This window comes from Kiloniella spongiae (assembly GCF_001026905.1).
In the GTDB taxonomy this organism is placed as follows: domain Bacteria; phylum Pseudomonadota; class Alphaproteobacteria; order Kiloniellales; family Kiloniellaceae; genus Kiloniella; species Kiloniella spongiae.
Window position 1 is genome coordinate 550,731 of sequence record NZ_LAQL01000002.1, and the last position, 15,895, is coordinate 566,625.

The following is a 15,895-nucleotide window of genomic DNA, read 5'->3' on the forward strand; positions in this document are numbered from 1 at the left end:
TCCTTTACTATCCTTTGAAGAATCGGTTGGTTTTATCATGAGCCAACCTCATCATTTTTTTCACCAACAATGTAAACACCGTTTTTACCGGATCGTTTCACCCGGTACATCGCTTCGTCCGCATGTATCAACAGATCAGCCAAATTCTGTTCTTCGCGCGCTATAAAAAGGTACCCACCAACAGAAGCACTTAAAGACCATTTAGGATCATCCTCCCTCGAAAACGCAGGAATAAGAGCTTCCAGAAGGTCTTGAGCCTTTCCTGTTGCTTCACGTTCAGGAACCGCAGGTAAAAACAGAACGAACTCATCTCCACCCAAGCGGCAAATCCAGTCATTCCGTCTTGTCTTACTCTTCAAAACTTCGGCAAAATCTTTTAGAACTTTATCCCCTTCCTGATGCCCATAAGCATCATTTACATACTTGAAATTATCAAGATCCAGATAGAGCAATAAATGTGTTCTTTCATCGCCAATATTATCTGCGATAAAGCCATCAAGAAGGTGTTCAAAGTGCCGGCGATTTAAAAGCCCCGTTAATGGGTCTGTGCTGGAAAGAGCCTGAAGTTCTTTATGATGTCCAAATTGCTGTAATGAGATACCAATCTGAATCTGTATTCGTTCAAGAAGCTCGCCTTCGCCTGGTGACCAAGACACTCGTCCTCCTTTGCGCCACAAACAAATAGATCCATTCACTTGATCTCTGAATTTAGCGCTTACTGCAACCAAAACACCATCTGAACTGGTTTCTTGATAAACAGTTTCACCCATTTCCAGAGCAGCTTGAACCCGTGCAATAGCATCAAGCTGTAAGGCCTCTCCTTCTTCTGCAACTGGTTGCCAAACATCACCATCAAAATGACTTATCATGACAGCATCAACCGGCAATGCAGGAATAAGACAGGACGCGACAGATACCAGCATTTTCATGGGCACCATTTCGCTACGGGCTATTTCTAAAATTCGATTGTAAACACGCTCGCGATGAATTTCGTTTGCCTGCAACAATTCGTCATGACGTAACTTGGTAATATCACGGCAGAATCCACGGTTTCCATGCCATGTCTCATAATCCCCCCAAAGAGGCATCGACGTCACCAACAAACAACGTTCGTCACCAAAGCTATCTTTGACCCATATCTCTTCTTCCTCACAAGGGACTCTGCAAGAGAAAGGATTGGTGATAATTGAAGACGGATCAGCAAAGAGACTTACAGCATCCGACCCTGATAACTCTGCAGCTGAGAAACCCACGCCACCTTCGGGTGTTATGAAGCTAATCTTTCCTTCCCTGTCTGTTTCCCAAGCAAAATCACAGGCGGCTTCCAAAAGATCACGATAGCGTTGTCGGGATTCAATAAGCGCAGCACGCAAGTTCCGCTCAAGAGAGATATTACGACCGAGTAAAAGTGCTGATGCACCATCAGACCAAGGTAATAAAGCAAGATCAAATGCGCCAAGAACTCTACTGGCTTCATCACGTCCCGCGCGGACCAGCAAAGGGTTAACCTGGGCGGCACGGCCACTCAGCGCAGATTGTAGAGCATCATGATATTCTTCCGATCCACCACGTTTAATAAACGTGCATAACAGATCTGCTTGCTCATTCGCACTGGAAACGGTGCCGTTTCTTTCAACAAAAAGTACAGCCCCAGGAAAGTCTGAAAAAGGCCCGCCAGGAATTGTAACACCCCACTGTTCCTTATCGGTTTTATTCGGCAAATTACCACTCTTGTTCATGTTATACTTTTCCTGGTGATGCTTTCACAGCAGCCGACAGAAGCTATTTTCGTCCAAGTCTAAATCAGCACAGTTAACACCGACTTAAACTTCTAATTTTGCATATTTAATTCTGCAAAGACGATTCTCACTTGGCTAATGCTAAAAATCTGACTAGGCATTCTCTAATAGAAAATGAAATGTACGACAGTTTGGAAGCAGCAAAAATGGCAAGTCTAGACGACAGAGATGTTTGGTTATTTGATTTGGATAATACGCTCTATCCTGCCTCATCCAATTTATTCGGACAAATTGAACAGCGTATGGGGAGTTTTATACAAGAATTTCTCGACCTTGATCCTATCGCTGCAAAAAAAGTTCAAAAAGATTATTTCCATCGCTATGGCACCACACTCAAAGGCCTCATGGTCAATCATAATTTGGCACCGGATCGCTATCTGAATTATGTGCACGATATAGATTTTGACGTGATTTCACCCAACGCTGCCTTGAATCAAGCACTCTCTGATTTACCCGGTAGAAAGCTTATCTTCACCAATGCATCAAACATTCATGCATCAAACGTAATGGAACGTTTGGGTGTTAGTCATCATTTCGAAGGTATTTATGATATTGCTGATGCAGACTACATTCCCAAGCCAGCACAGTTTCCCTACGACGACATTATCAAAAGACATAACATAAACCCAAAACGCTCGGTGTTTTTTGAAGATTCAGCCAAAAATCTAAAACCTGCTGCTGAAATGGGTATGACAACGGTTTGGGTGAAAACGGATACAGACTGGGCATCGGTTGGCGCCACAGATGATGAAGGAAAAGTTGCTGATTTTATCCATCATCATACTGATAACTTAGTTAAATGGTTAAACGCTTTATAAAGCCAGAGATAATCCATTATAGAAACCACCCTCCCCAAATTGGGGGCCAAAAGAGGATGAATCGTATAACATCCGGTTCTAGGCCTGTAAGCGTTTGACAAGCTAATAACCTCTGCCGCATTGTCCCCTCCAAAGCCGTGAGGGCTCAATCCGACAATCGTTGACGATGGGACATATCATTATGAACGCTGATATCCAGAATAGCATTGAAAGTGCCTGGGAAAATAGAGACCAGGTAAGCGCAGCAACAACAGGTGAAATTCGCGAAGCCGTAGACGAAGCTCTTATGTTGATGGATTCCGGTCAGCGCCGTGTTGCCGAAAAAGGACCTGATGGCTGGGTAGTTAATCAATGGCTTAAAAAGGCCGTGCTTCTGTCATTCAGACTAAATGATATGTCTCTTATTGCTGGCGGCCCCGGCGAAGCGACAAACTGGTGGGATAAAGTACCCTCAAAATTTGAAGGTTGGTCTGGAGAGCAATTTGCGTCTGCTGGCTTCCGCGCCGTCCCTGGCAGTATCGTTCGTCGTTCAGCCTATATCGCGCCCGGTGCTGTCTTGATGCCAAGTTTTGTCAATCTAGGCGCCTATGTTGATAGCGGAACCATGGTTGATACCTGGGCAACCGTTGGTTCTTGCGCTCAAATTGGTAAGAATGTTCACCTATCTGGCGGAACCGGTATCGGTGGTGTTCTGGAGCCCTTACAGGCTGGCCCGGTTATTATTGAAGACAATTGCTTCATTGGCGCCCGCGCCGAAGTAGCTGAAGGTGTTATTGTAGAGGAAGGTTCCGTCCTTTCCATGGGCGTTTACATCGGCGCATCCACCAAAATTATTGATCGCGAAACTGGTGAAATTTTCATGGGTCGCGTTCCAGCTTATTCTGTGGTTGTTTCCGGCACACTTCCCGGCAAACCTCTTGCGGATGGAACACCGGGGCCAAACCTGTACTGTGCTGTTATTGTTAAACGTGTTGATGAGCGCACGCGTTCAAAAACATCCATTAACGATCTCTTACGCGACTAACCAGACCGGAGCGAAAATAAATGACTGTCGAGAACCCTGCCTCTGCACTTGAAGTCAGCCAGGCACTTATCCGATGCCCCTCTGTTACTCCAGAGGAAGGCGGGGCTCTCGACCTCATGGAATCGCTTTTAAAACCTTTGGGGTTTGAATGTCATCGTCTTCCCTTTAGCTGTGAAGAAACTTACGGTGTCGATAATCTCTATGCTCGTTTGGGAACAAACGGCCCTGTATTTGGCTATGGAGGGCATACCGATGTGGTTCCCATCGGAGATGCAAATGCCTGGAGTGTCGATCCTTTTGGTGGAACGGTTGTTGATGGCAAATTGATTGGCCGTGGTACAGTGGACATGAAGGGATCTATAGGGGCCTATGTTGCCGCTCTGACCCGCTTTTTGAAGTCACCTGAAGGCAAAAGTTTGAATGGTTCGCTGAACCTGATCATCACAGGGGACGAAGAAGGTCTTGGTCTGAACGGAACCCGCAAAGTTCTCGACTGGATGACCGACAAAGGCGAGAAAATGGACGTTTGTCTCGTCGGCGAACCAACCAGTAATACAGCCCTCGGCGACATGGTCAAAATTGGCCGTCGTGGATCTATGAATTTCGCCCTAACCGTTCGCGGTATTCAAGGACATACAGCCTATCCACAACTGGCTAACAACCCGTTGCATCCCGCTATAAACATGCTGCACAACTTATTGCAAGAACCCTTGGATAGCGGCACAGAGCACTTCCCTCCTTCCAGCCTTCAGCTAACAAGTGTTGATGTGGGAAATCCTACTACAAACGTTATCCCGGCAGAAATTACAGCCAATTTTAACGTGCGCTTTAATGATCTCTATACCTCTGAACAAGTAGAAGCCTGGGTCAGGGAACGCCTTCACCGCGCCGATTTTGACTATGATCTGAAAATTCGCGTGTCAGGAGAGTCATTTTTGTGTCCACCAGGTCCTTTTAGCGATCTGATAGGTAATTCCATTCTTGATGTAACCGGTGTGAAAACTGAATTGGGAACATCCGGCGGCACATCTGATGCACGATTTATCAAAGATTACGCGACAGTTGCTGAATTTGGCCTCTTGAACGATACTGCCCACAAAGTGGATGAACACTGTACAGTTCAGGAACTGGAAGATTTATCCAAAATTTATGAAACAATGCTGAGGGGATATTTCAACGCGTGATCCCTACTCTCGCAGAAATAAAAATAAACTTGGGAAATGCCCTGCTGTATATGCGCTTTAATAGCGTACAAATAGCGCCCACGCCTGTTAATGAAGAGAACTTCTGGAAGTCGTTTTTTGCCGCAGTTCTCTGTATCCCCAGCACAATTTATTTAACAATTGCCCAACCGCTCGAAACAGAACCAACCATTGATCTCTTTGCTCTATTCCTTATTGATTCGCTTTTTTATGTCATAAGTTGGATTGCCTATCCGATTATCATGCATCTGCTGTTGCTTCTGCATAAAAAAGAAAAACAATTTGGCGTATTTATAATTCATTATAATTGGCTTCAAGTATGGCAATTACTTGCCTTCACTTTATTGTTCTTTATTTTACAAACAGATCTCCTACCGGATTATTTAGGAGCCTTTCTATATCTAATCACCCTATTGTACGTCCTCATGGCGCAAGCGTATATGACGAAAACGACGCTTGAAACAGGCTGGTTTTCAGCAACTGCTTTTGTATTTTTCAATCTTGTTCTGGCACAGGCGATACTCGCACTGAATCAGGACATGATGTACTTGTAGGCATCCCAACTGAAGATTAACTATTACTACTGGACTGTTGGCTCTTTACCAACAGTTGGATTATGAGCAACATCATCTTCAGACAGAGGATCAAAACCGACAGAGACAAAATACAATCCCCAAGCCGGAGCCATCTCGCCAGCCTGACTACGGTCTTTAGCTTCCAGAACTCGCTTCAAATCTTCTTTTGTCCACTTCCCCATTCCGACCCTTTTTAAAGATCCCGTGATATTACGCACCTGATGATAGAGGAATGAACGGGCAGATAACTCAATACGAATTTCTTCGCCCTGTTGTGTAACGGAAATCCGGTTAATGGATTTTACAGGAGATTTAGCCTGACAATCCTTTGCACGAAAAGATGTAAAATCATGAACACCAACCAAGATTTGGGCAGCGTCGTGCATCGCACGTATATCCAGTTTTTGGGGTACAAACCATGCTTTATTATGATCAAGAACAAGATGCGCCCGACGATTTATTATGCGGTAGAGATAACTGCGTTCCGTCGCAGAAAATCGTGCATGAAAATCATCATCGACAAGCTCTGCATCCAGCACGGCAACCTTGGCCGGACGTATATGGAAGTTGATTGCTTCCCTGACTTTGTGCGCAGGAAAATCTTTTTCCAAGTCCATTGACGCAACCTGCCCTAGCGCATGCACGCCACTATCCGTTCGTCCCGAGGCAAAAACCTGTACTCGCTCACCACTAAATTTAAAAATGGCTTCTTCCAGTACTTCCTGAACAGAGATCTGTTCCTTTTGGCGTTGCCAGCCAAAAAAATCCGTGCCGTCATATTCAATGATGAGCTTATAGCGAGGCATTATAGGTCTTGAGCCTCACACGTTTGCGCCAAATTCGTCCCCTTTTTGAGAGGAAACCCGTTCAAAAATGCCTGGCGATCCATCATACCTTTGCCCGGACGTTGCAATCGCTCAATCCGAAGTGCATTCTCTCCACAGGCGACCAATAGGTCATCGTCGATTAAAGTTCCCGGCAGCGCGGCTTGAGGCTTCTCAACAAAAGAGACTTCCTGAACTTTAAAGCGATCCCCTTGATAGGTGAAATGTACACCAGGCCAAGGGGTCAAGGCACGTACCTTGCGCTCAAGGTTTTGAGCTGGTTGCGCCCAGTCCAATTCACTTTCATCACGGGATAATTTTTTGGCGTAAGTTATACCGTCTTCGGGTTGGGGAGTTGGCGCCAAGTAACCACTCTCGAGTCCATCAAGCGCTTTGACAATCAATTTCCCACCAAGCGCCGAAAGCGCATCATGCAAGGAGGATGCTGTTGTTGCAGATGTGATATCGACCCTACCTTCAAGAATGATATCCCCCGCGTCAAGCTCTTCAACCATTTGCATAATGCAAACACCGCTTTGCTGGTCGCCCGCTTCTATCGCACGTTGAATCGGTGCAGCCCCGCGCCAACGCGGCAACAACGAGGCATGCACATTGATACATCCCATTTTCGGTGCATAAAGAGCCTCGGTCGGTAGGATTAGGCCATAAGCGACCACCACAGCCACATCAGCATTATGCTCTCTAAAAGAATCCTGAACTTCAGAATTTCGGAATGTTTTGGGTGTAAAGACGGGCCACCCCTGATCAACAGCAAAGGTATGAACGGGTGACCGTTTTTCCTTCTGTCCTCTTCCTGCCGGGCGTGGCGGCTGGCTATAGACAGCGACAATTTCGTGCCCGTTTTCCGCCAGAGACCGTAAACAAGGAACGGAAAAATCAGGAGTTCCCATAAAAACGATACGTAACGGTTTCATCCCATATTCCTTGTTATATTCTTTACCGCGATATTTACAAAAATCCGTTTACGAGACAGGTACGAACGAAAAGAGAAATTATCCCGCAGCCTTGGCCGCAACAACTTTCTTCAACTTTTTCATGATCATGCCACGCTTTAACTTTGAGATATGATCAACAAAAAGGACACCATCAAGGTGATCAATCTCATGCTGGATACAGATAGCCAAAAGGCCATCAGCCTCAAGCTCGATCTTTTTCCCTGTTTCATCAAGATAGGTCATTTTTATCGCAGCAGGTCGTTCCACATCTGCATACTGTTCAGGTAAAGACAAACACCCTTCCTGATAAACCGAATACTCGTCTGATTCCCACGTGACTTCTGGGTTTACCATACAATAGGGCTGATTTTCTTCTTTATCATCACTAACATCGACAACAATAACCCGCTTGGTCACACCAACCTGACAGGCCGCAAGACCGATCCCTGGTGCTTTGTACATTGTCTCAAGCATACTCGTCAGCAGTTCACGAATTTCATCGTTCACTTCTTTAACTGGCTCACAAACGACTTTAAGAACCGGATCTGGGGCAATGACGATATCAAGAATAGCCATGATTACTCGCTATTTTCACATATTAAAATTAACCTGCTGACGCCTCTACCACTGGAAACTTCAGCTCTTTTCTCTTAGGTATTGCCTCATAGCCGTCAGGTCAAGCAAAGCCTTGATCAAAAACCTCTGCTGACGAAGCTATATAGCCCATGCTAGACTGAGACTAGAATCGCAAAATGTTCTTTTACACTCAATTGGATAACCTATGGATCTCACTGTTCTCTTGACTGGCGGCACCGCTGGTTTCGGTATAGCACTTATCATCGGCCTGCTTATCAACCTTAAAACAAGAAGTCAGGCGGCCGAGTTAAGCGCATTAAACCAAAGCTTGGATAGCCGAAAACAGGAACTATCCCAAGAGCTGGGAAAACAGCAAGCTGAGTATATTAAGTTACGCACAGAGCGCGAAGAAATACATGAAGCCTATACAGATGCAGCGACCCGTGCCGCCACGGAAGAACAAAGAGCATCACGTATTCCGGAACTAATCGATCAAGTCAAAACCCTTGAGCAGGATAATCTGGATTTACGAAATCTCTTGGCACGTCAAGAAAGTGAAAAAACAGAAATGCGGACCACACTCAACAAAGAGCGTGAAGCACAAGTTGAGAAGTTACAAATTCTGGACGAAGCCCGCGTAAAGCTGACAGAACAGTTTGAAAATCTTGCGAACCGCATCCTGGACGAAAAATCACAGAAATTTACCGAGCAAAACAAAAAAGGGCTGGAAACGCTTTTAAATCCTTTAAGAGAAAACATTCAGGGCTTCCAGAAACGTGTTGAAGAAACCTATGACAAGGAATCAAAAGAACGATTTTCTCTCCATAAAGAAGTGCAAAGGCTGGCCGATCTAAACAAGCAGGTCAGTGAAGACACCAATAACCTGACCAAAGCACTCAAAGGACAAAGCCAAACTCAAGGAGCCTGGGGAGAAATGATCCTGGAAATGGTTCTTGAGAAATCCGGTTTGAGTAAAGGACGGGAATACGACGTTCAACAATCCATGAACACCGAAGAAGGTAAGCGTTATCGTCCAGATGTTGTTGTTCACCTCCCCAATGGCAAGGATATTGTTATTGATTCAAAAGTATCCCTGACCGCCTATGAGCGCTTTCATTCTACAGAAGAAGAAGACCAAAAGAATATTGCCCTTTCCGAACATGTCATCTCTATCCAGAACCACGTGAAAGACCTTTCTCAAAAATCCTATCACGAGCTGGAAAGTATTCGTTCGCTGGATTACGTCCTACTCTTTATGCCAATCGAAGGAGCCTTTAGTGTTGCTGTTCAAAGTCAACCTAATCTTGTGGGGCAAGCACTGGAGAAAAATGTTGTTCTTGTAACCCCTTCAACACTATTACTCGCTTTGAGAACCGTTGAAAACATATGGCGTTACGAAGACCAAAATCAGAATGCCCAGGAAATAGCGAAACGTGCCGGACAATTGTTTGATAAGTTTGTCGGGTTCACCGAAGATCTTGAAAAAGTTGGTAAGTTTTTGAATAGCGCTCAGAAAAGTCACGACGCAGCATTCAACAAACTTAAAACAGGCAGTGGAAATCTGATCGGACGTGTCAGCAAGCTACAAAAGATGGGTGCTAAAACCAGTAAAACTCTGCCAGAAAGCCTGACAGAGTTTTTGGATAGTGATGAGACAGATGAATCTCAGAATGAAGAATCGACTCTCATTTCTGACAAGTAAATGAACTCACCATCAAAACTATTCATTGGAAACCCTGAGTTTGTAGTCAAAAGAGACTTTGCCTTCAGCGGGAATATTCAACGTCCAGATAACCTTGTTCGCTGATTTTTTCTCGTGCTTAAGGCTTTCGTGCAGAATCTTCCAGTTTCTAGGCATATTCCCGATAACATCCACAGATACGGCTTTGTTACCGCTGTTTCTTAAAGTAATTTCCTGCGTAAGCTGATAGCTGTTTCGGGAAATATTTTCATACGAAAGCTGTTTCCCGCGTCCTGTCACTTGATTGGCAGTACCAATAACCAGTTCAACTTCTTCGCCTTTCGGAACCGCCCGCATGTGCTCTTCACCCATGAAAATGGATGAATTTGCATCTTTAACTTGCTGATAGACACGGATTGTCCCGCCGGGAAGTGGTTGGCCAAGACCTTTACTTTCGGTGTTTTCAGTTTTCAGGACAATATCCGCCTGTTGACGACCAGTTTCGTCGGCACCTGGGTAGGGTTGAATCAACTGTTGAAAGCGATAGCGTTTTTCAATTTCAACAGCATCATTTTCAAGCAATGTCACCTGCTTGGTTTCGACGCCACCAATATTGATTTTGCCTGGCAAGCGATAAACATCTCTATCCGCTACAGACTGTCGTTGAGGCATCGCAGCTTTGGCATGCATCATGTCGCTTTCGGCCCCCATCATCGCTATCCGTGGTGCTGGTGCAGCCTGAACACGCTTAACATTACCCGCAACAAGTCGAACATCAGCATCAACAAATTCCACACCAGTCTGGTTTGTCAAAGTCGCCATTGCTTTTAATGATAATTTCTCACCATTGGGATCTAGATCTGCAACGTAAGTAACTCGCCAATCCAAACCACCCGTCAGATAAGTCAGTTTAAGGTCTTTGTTGCCTTCTTTTGCACTATCGACAACAGCGAGTAGGGTCGGTCCCGCCCTCAACCCTTCCGGAATTTCATCATAAACAAGCCGCCCGGAAACACCGGTTTCAATTTTATCCTCAACTCTAAGAACCACGCCTTCACGAACAGCGAGAACATCGGCTTTGAGTTCACGATCTTCACCTGTCTTCGGATTGCTACGTATCAGGGTCACCGTTTTACCAAGAGAAGCTTCAAGCAATCGTTGCGGAGAAAGGACCTGTTGATCGAGACGTTGCTCTCGAACGCGCAAACCTTCTCCCGCGATGAAAAGACTATCAAGTAGAAGGTGAGGACTGACATCTTCCAGCGCCAAAGTACTACCACCTGCTGACAACTTACTGCGCCGCGTCTGGCTGACTTGCCCTAAATTATTACTATAGAAAACCAACTCGGTAGATTGATTGGCATCAGCACCAATTGGAATTTCCTGAGCATTCGCAACCGCCAAAGCACCAAAAGCTACCCCTCCAAACATTGCTCCTGTAACAATTAGAGCCAAATTTGGTCTTTTTATTGCTTTTAAATCCTGTGCCATGTCTTCATGTTCCATTATTGAGTTTTGATGCCAAACTATTCTAAAGTATTAAGAATTAAATAGAGCAAAAGAATGTCAGTATTAAGACGATTGGTTACGACTACCGATATCTCAACCCAGCTGCAAATTGATTAAAATCTGTGCTGCTGTAACGTGAAGCACCACAATCATACCCCATTAAAAAGCCAGTCGGATGTCCTGAATCAATATAATTTGCAGCGACGACACCTTTGACCGCCTGCATAAAGACCCAGCAATCATCACCATCGTTATTTTTCAACTCAGTAAAATAGAAACGTCCATGACGATTTGTTGTTTCTTGAATATCCGATACGCTCAGAGAAGGGCTATGTTTACCAAAGCTATCCCATTCACTTAGGTGTTTTGAAAACTCGTTTTCATCAACTTTGATGCGATAGTGTCGGGCAAAACCGGCTTTCGTGACAAATACCGTGCCATCATCCCAGCTCCATTGCTCTTGGCGTGTACCTGAATGAGAGACTCTTCTCGTCAAAACATCGGTTGGTTTTGAAAAGTTCCAATCAAGTACGGTTTCTGATTTAGGAACCGCCTCCCAATCACTCCAGTAATCTTTGTTACCAGTAGTTTGGCAAGCAGCAAGAACGAGCAGCGAAGCTGTTGACAGAGATAACGCAACCTTAGACATATTTCCCCACAAATATAACGTAATAGATAAATTCCGGCATCTATTTCGTAATGAGAATGATGGCTGCTTGCAATCACTAATTGTGATTAAAAATGAATGTTTTGTTACTTCAAATAGCTTAATTCGTTGGTCTTCGGGCTTTCAATGCCGCAGTAAGAGTTCCATCGTCCAGATAATCCAAACTTCCCCCGACAGGAACACCGTGGGCCAATTTAGAGACATCAACTTCGTATCCCGTCAAACATTCTGTGAGATAATGCCCTGTCGTTTGTCCATCCACTGTCGCACTTAGAGCAAGAATAATTTCCTGCACATGTGTTTCGCCAGCTCGATCCAACAATTGATTAACATTCAACTGGGCTGGGCCTCGCCCATCAAGCGCTGATAAGGTACCACCCAGTACATGATATAGCCCTTTAAAAGCGCCGCTTCGCTCCAAAGCCCAAAGATCTCCAACCTCTTCAACAACGCAGATCTTACTGTGATCTCTCTTCGGGCTCTGACAAATAGCGCAGGGATTTTCAGTATCGAGATTTCCACATGTTGGACAGTTCACAATGCTGGCTGCTGCATCAGTCATTGCTTTGGCAAGCGGCAGCATCAGACTTTCGCGCTTTTTCATTAAAAAAAGCACAGCCCTTCGCGCCGACCGAGGGCCTAGCCCAGGTAAGCGCGAAAGAAGTTGTGTCAGACGGTCAATCTCGGTTTTAGCCATGCATGTGACCTAGAAAGGCAACTTCATGCCGGCAGGAAGATTAAGACCACCGGTCACGTCCTGCATTTTTTCCTGTGTTGTCGCCTCGACTTTTGAACTTGCGTCGTTCACAGCAGCCATGATCAAATCTTCAAGGACTTCAACATCATCAGCATTAATCAGTGATGGATCAATTTTGATCGAACGCAAGTTGTACTTGCCGCTCATAACCACTTTGACCATACCAGCACCGGCAGCACCTTCGATTTCCAAGTCAGCCAAAGCTTCTTGCATTTCCGCCATTTTGCTCTGCATCTGCTGAGCTTGCTTCATTAAGCCGGCCAGATTTTTCATCAGATTTCATCTCCGTTATTAAGCCGTTGTAGCAACTCCGCATCATCAAGATCCGGATCTTCCATATCTGGGTCCATGATTTGATCAATCAAGGACTTTTCATCAACGCCTTCTACTACATAGTTATCAGGCATCAAGCCTTTTCGGCTGATTAGTTTTGTCCCCGGGAATAATTTGAGAACAGATAAAACAAGCGGGTCTTGCATTGCTTTATCATCAAGCGCCTGATTGATCTGTTTTTCCTGCGCCCGAATGGTATCGACACCGTCTTTTACCGTCTCGGTAACTTTCCACTTCTTTCCTGTCCACTCACTCAGATGACGTTGGATTTTTGCGGATAGGTCACGCGGCGCATTCTCTGCGGGTTTGTATTCTATTTCGCCCGGGCTAAAGCGAATCAGATGTACATCATTTCCAAGATAAGCGGACAAAATTCTCTCGCCTTGATCCCGAGCCAGATTAATCACATCCCGGAAGGTTTGCGGCGATGCGTAAACCTCTTCTTCAAATCCCACGTCGGGGGAAGTATTATCCACGACCAACTCTGGTTTTGTCGTGGCACTGGATGAAACAGTAACATCGGTATCAACGGCGACAGCCTGACCACCACGTGCTATTCCGCGAGCAGATGTTTGTGGACCTGTTGTTATTCTTGCACCTTCACCGCCAGCTCTATTTTGGACGCCGCCAGCAGGGGCGTTACCCGCTGGAGCGTCCTGGAGCTTTTTTATGAGATCCCCCGGTGTGGGAAGATTACTCGCATAAGCCAGACGGATAATAACCATTTCGGTTGCCTGTAATGGGTGAGGCGCAATTTGAATTTCGCCCAATCCTTTCAGCAACATTTGCCAGGTTCGCGCAAGTAGCGGCATAGAGAGCTTTGTACACATCTCGCCACCCCGAACTCTTTCGGCTTCGGGGATCCCCGGCGCTTCCAAAGTTTGGGGAACCAGCTTGGCACGGGTTAGTAGATGACTCAATTCCAAAAGATCCTTCATCACAACAAGAGGTTCTGCACCACCGTTGTAGAGATCGGACAAGATGTTCAAAGATTCCGGACAGTCACCCTGCATTAAAGCATCATAAAGATCGAAAATTCGAGTTCGATCCGCCATACCAAGCATATGACGGATCGGTTCGCTCTCTATCTTTTCGCCGCCGCCCAAGGCAATCGACTGATCAAGAAGTGACAGGCCATCACGCGCAGACCCATCGGCCGCGCGAGCAAGAAGGCCAATAGCTTCGTCCTCAAATTCGATTTTCTCTTTACCAAGGATCATGGTGAAAAGTTTGATGAGTTCCTCATGTTCCAACCGTCTGAGATCAAAACGCTGACAACGGGAGAGAACCGTTACCGGGACTTTGCGAATTTCGGTCGTCGCGAAAATAAAAACCACATGCTCCGGCGGTTCTTCCAGTGTTTTCAACAGTGCATTAAAGGCACTGTTGGAAAGCATATGAACTTCATCAATGATATATACTTTCTTACGGGCGGAGACCGGGCGGTAGCGCACAGATTCGATCAGCTCTCGAATGTCACCAACACCAGTACGGCTCGCCGCATCCATTTCCATAACATCGACATGACGATCCTGGGCAATAGATGTACAGCTCTCGCACACACCGCAGGGATCAGCTGTGGGGCCACCTTGCCCATCGACACCGATACAGTTCAGCGCTTTGGCAATAATACGGGCAGATGTTGTCTTCCCCACCCCACGGACCCCCGTCAAAATGAAGGCATGGGCCAAACGATCTGTATCAATTGCATTTGTTATCGTTTGAACAAGTGCGTCTTGCCCATAAAGATCACTGAAAGAGGCAGGTCGATACTTTCGCGCCAAGACCTGATAAGCCGCGCTGGATTCGCTTTCCGAGTCTGCTTGTTCTGTAGAAATATCGTTCATACTACTGCTAGAGTTGTCTCATTTAACCCCACTTTACCCCATTGAAGCATCAAGGCAATCATCCACAGTAAAGTTCTTGAAAAAGAGAAGAGCAGACACAAAAAAACGAGCTAGAAGCTCGTTATTACAGTAACTTATCATGAACACAATAGGTGAGAGGCTGAACCACGACCCGCGGCAAACTCGTTACGGCTGCTTCCTTCCGGATCTGACCGGGTTGGCGAGCGCTACGCCCATAGCCAACCTCTCGCCCCCTATATCGGACTTCTCTGCCTCGAACGCAAGCCCTTTTGCAGGAAATTAATTTTCACACGCTCTAAATGTTTACAGATCGGCTTCTCTGGTACACCCTCTGACCATGACCACAAAATTACATATTTATACCTCATCCAAACTTGATCGTGCAGCTCACTTGCGCGTTCATCCCGACACGCTACAAAGTTATCGTAATTCACCAGACAGCCTTGTTACCATCGTTTGGCGACATATGGGCCTGTTTTCATCTCAAGATAACATTAATCCCCTCTTTATCTCTGCCAGCGATGCCGGAGAAATTTTTGAGCTTGCAGAGGAAGTTGTTTTCCTCGGCCTGCAAAACGACAAGCCAATCCTCGCCGCGATGCTACCCAACAGCGAAACGGCACCGGAACTTTCACAAGGGACATTCCTTGATCTTCGGGATCACTGGTCCCTATTAAATCATGATGATGCCGCCATCATGGCTTATGCACGCGGGCTAAGTCATTGGCACAAACATCATCGTTTTTGTGGACATTGCGGGAATCCGACCCGTGCCACAGAAGGTGGGCACGTTCTGGAATGTACGGGTAGTAACTGTGGCAAACTACACTATCCTCGCACGGATCCCGCCGTGATTATGCGTGTTACCGATGGCGACTGGTGCTTGTTAGCGCGCAATGCAGGCTGGCGCCCGGGAGGTCACTCTGTTCTGGCTGGCTTCCTTGAAATAGGTGAAAGTCTGGAACAGACCGTTATCAGGGAAGTCAAAGAAGAAGTTGGAATCACTGTTGAAAACGTCCGTTATCATTCTTCCCAACCTTGGCCTTTCCCAGCTTCGTTAATGGTTGGTTTTACCGCAGAAGGCTCACGCCACGACCCGCTGGTTCTGGATTCAAATGAAATTGAAGCAGCCAGATGGTTTCACCGCGATGAACTACTTGCCTCACCGGAAGACGAAACCTTTAACCTTCCACGTAAAGACTCTATTTCCCGAGTTCTTGTCGATGATTGGCTGAAAGAGAAATAATCTTTATTCATGTAAAAAAGCTGGGCAACAAACCCAGCTTTTCTTTTGTTTTTTTGCCGT

15 protein-coding genes and 1 other RNA gene are annotated in these 15,895 nt (G+C 45.9%); 6 read left to right on the plus strand and 10 right to left on the minus strand.

The genetic code is table 11. From position 1 onward, the window contains the following. Positions 1-35: 35 nt before the first annotated feature. Positions 36-1,739: a sensor domain-containing diguanylate cyclase gene (locus WH96_RS02595; protein ID WP_047762532.1), complete on the minus strand. Its 1,704-nt coding sequence runs from the start codon at positions 1,737-1,739 to the stop codon at positions 36-38. Positions 1,740-1,918: 179 nt separating this feature from the next. Between WH96_RS02595 and WH96_RS02600 the strand changes: the two genes are divergently transcribed. The 4 genes from WH96_RS02600 (at position 1,919) to WH96_RS02615 (ending at position 5,397) form a co-directional block, all read left to right on the plus strand. Beyond that, positions 1,919-2,617: a pyrimidine 5'-nucleotidase gene (locus WH96_RS02600; RefSeq protein WP_047762533.1), complete on the plus strand. Its 699-nt coding sequence runs from the start codon at positions 1,919-1,921 to the stop codon at positions 2,615-2,617. A gap of 181 nt (positions 2,618-2,798) precedes the next feature. Next, positions 2,799-3,641 (plus strand): 2,3,4,5-tetrahydropyridine-2,6-dicarboxylate N-succinyltransferase, encoded by an 843-nt coding sequence (gene dapD / locus WH96_RS02605; protein ID WP_204248098.1) that lies wholly within the window; start codon positions 2,799-2,801, stop codon positions 3,639-3,641. A 20-nt stretch (positions 3,642-3,661) separates the two neighbouring features. Then, positions 3,662-4,825 carry a succinyl-diaminopimelate desuccinylase gene (dapE, locus tag WH96_RS02610; RefSeq protein WP_047762534.1) on the plus strand — a complete coding sequence of 388 codons (1,164 nt, stop codon included), beginning with the start codon at positions 3,662-3,664 and terminating at the stop codon, positions 4,823-4,825. 29 nt (positions 4,826-4,854) lie between these two features. Continuing rightward, the gene (locus tag WH96_RS02615) at positions 4,855-5,397 is read left to right on the plus strand and encodes a hypothetical protein (RefSeq protein ID WP_156176668.1); all 543 of its coding nucleotides are present in this window, start codon (positions 4,855-4,857) and stop codon (positions 5,395-5,397) included. A 26-nt stretch (positions 5,398-5,423) separates the two neighbouring features. Here WH96_RS02615 and truA read toward each other — a convergent pair whose 3' ends face one another. From truA to def, 3 genes are all read right to left on the minus strand, one after another. Continuing rightward, the gene (gene truA, locus WH96_RS02620; protein WP_047762536.1) at positions 5,424-6,224 is read right to left on the minus strand and encodes a tRNA pseudouridine(38-40) synthase TruA; all 801 of its coding nucleotides are present in this window, start codon (positions 6,222-6,224) and stop codon (positions 5,424-5,426) included. After that, the gene (fmt, locus tag WH96_RS02625) at positions 6,224-7,177 is read right to left on the minus strand and encodes a methionyl-tRNA formyltransferase (protein ID WP_047762537.1); all 954 of its coding nucleotides are present in this window, start codon (positions 7,175-7,177) and stop codon (positions 6,224-6,226) included. Before fmt ends, truA begins: the two co-directional genes overlap by 1 nt. A gap of 78 nt (positions 7,178-7,255) precedes the next feature. Then, positions 7,256-7,774 (minus strand): peptide deformylase, encoded by a 519-nt coding sequence (gene def / locus WH96_RS02630; protein WP_047762538.1) that lies wholly within the window; start codon positions 7,772-7,774, stop codon positions 7,256-7,258. A 205-nt stretch (positions 7,775-7,979) separates the two neighbouring features. Here def and rmuC point away from each other — a divergent pair, with 205 nt between their 5' ends. Continuing rightward, positions 7,980-9,476: a DNA recombination protein RmuC gene (rmuC, locus tag WH96_RS02635; protein WP_047762539.1), complete on the plus strand. Its 1,497-nt coding sequence runs from the start codon at positions 7,980-7,982 to the stop codon at positions 9,474-9,476. Positions 9,477-9,494: 18 nt separating this feature from the next. Here rmuC and WH96_RS02640 read toward each other — a convergent pair whose 3' ends face one another. From WH96_RS02640 to ffs, 6 genes are all read right to left on the minus strand, one after another. Further along, on the minus strand, positions 9,495-10,946 hold the full coding sequence (locus WH96_RS02640; RefSeq protein ID WP_047762540.1) for a DUF4139 domain-containing protein: 1,452 nt from the start codon (positions 10,944-10,946) through the stop codon (positions 9,495-9,497). Positions 10,947-11,046: 100 nt separating this feature from the next. Then, a complete protein-coding gene (locus WH96_RS02645; protein WP_047762541.1) occupies positions 11,047-11,613 on the minus strand; it encodes a hypothetical protein in 567 nt (188 codons plus the stop codon). A gap of 118 nt (positions 11,614-11,731) precedes the next feature. Beyond that, positions 11,732-12,328, minus strand: coding sequence for a recombination mediator RecR (recR, locus tag WH96_RS02650; protein ID WP_047762542.1), 597 nt, complete (start codon positions 12,326-12,328; stop codon positions 11,732-11,734). A gap of 9 nt (positions 12,329-12,337) precedes the next feature. Continuing rightward, on the minus strand, positions 12,338-12,661 hold the full coding sequence (locus WH96_RS02655) for a YbaB/EbfC family nucleoid-associated protein (protein WP_047762543.1): 324 nt from the start codon (positions 12,659-12,661) through the stop codon (positions 12,338-12,340). Continuing rightward, positions 12,661-14,568: a DNA polymerase III subunit gamma/tau gene (locus WH96_RS02660; RefSeq protein ID WP_047762544.1), complete on the minus strand. Its 1,908-nt coding sequence runs from the start codon at positions 14,566-14,568 to the stop codon at positions 12,661-12,663. Before WH96_RS02660 ends, WH96_RS02655 begins: the two co-directional genes overlap by 1 nt. Positions 14,569-14,719: 151 nt before the next feature. Beyond that, positions 14,720-14,817, minus strand: an RNA gene (gene ffs / locus WH96_RS21700) — signal recognition particle sRNA small type. A gap of 109 nt (positions 14,818-14,926) precedes the next feature. Here ffs and nudC point away from each other — a divergent pair. After that, positions 14,927-15,835 carry an NAD(+) diphosphatase gene (gene nudC / locus WH96_RS02665; RefSeq protein WP_047762545.1) on the plus strand — a complete coding sequence of 303 codons (909 nt, stop codon included), beginning with the start codon at positions 14,927-14,929 and terminating at the stop codon, positions 15,833-15,835. Positions 15,836-15,895: the final 60 nt, after the last annotated feature.

Bases quoted from the DNA above. Each gene is read 5' to 3' on its own strand.
- recR (WP_047762542.1), bottom strand. From the start codon at position 12,328: ATGGCTAAAACCGAGATTGACCGTCTGACACAACTTCTTTCGCGCTTA.
- WH96_RS02645 (WP_047762541.1), bottom strand. From the start codon at position 11,613: ATGTCTAAGGTTGCGTTATCTCTGTCAACAGCTTCGCTGCTCGTTCTT.
- rmuC (WP_047762539.1), top strand. From the start codon at position 7,980: ATGGATCTCACTGTTCTCTTGACTGGCGGCACCGCTGGTTTCGGTATA.
- WH96_RS02660 (WP_047762544.1), bottom strand. From the start codon at position 14,568: ATGAACGATATTTCTACAGAACAAGCAGACTCGGAAAGCGAATCCAGC.
- dapE (WP_047762534.1), top strand. From the start codon at position 3,662: ATGACTGTCGAGAACCCTGCCTCTGCACTTGAAGTCAGCCAGGCACTT.
- WH96_RS02655 (WP_047762543.1), bottom strand. From the start codon at position 12,661: ATGAAAAATCTGGCCGGCTTAATGAAGCAAGCTCAGCAGATGCAGAGC.
- WH96_RS02600 (WP_047762533.1), top strand. From the start codon at position 1,919: ATGTACGACAGTTTGGAAGCAGCAAAAATGGCAAGTCTAGACGACAGA.
- WH96_RS02640 (WP_047762540.1), bottom strand. From the start codon at position 10,946: ATGGCACAGGATTTAAAAGCAATAAAAAGACCAAATTTGGCTCTAATT.
- def (WP_047762538.1), bottom strand. From the start codon at position 7,774: ATGGCTATTCTTGATATCGTCATTGCCCCAGATCCGGTTCTTAAAGTC.
- WH96_RS02595 (WP_047762532.1), bottom strand. From the start codon at position 1,739: ATGAACAAGAGTGGTAATTTGCCGAATAAAACCGATAAGGAACAGTGG.
- truA (WP_047762536.1), bottom strand. From the start codon at position 6,224: ATGCCTCGCTATAAGCTCATCATTGAATATGACGGCACGGATTTTTTT.
- nudC (WP_047762545.1), top strand. From the start codon at position 14,927: ATGACCACAAAATTACATATTTATACCTCATCCAAACTTGATCGTGCA.
- fmt (WP_047762537.1), bottom strand. From the start codon at position 7,177: ATGAAACCGTTACGTATCGTTTTTATGGGAACTCCTGATTTTTCCGTT.
- dapD (WP_204248098.1), top strand. From the start codon at position 2,799: ATGAACGCTGATATCCAGAATAGCATTGAAAGTGCCTGGGAAAATAGA.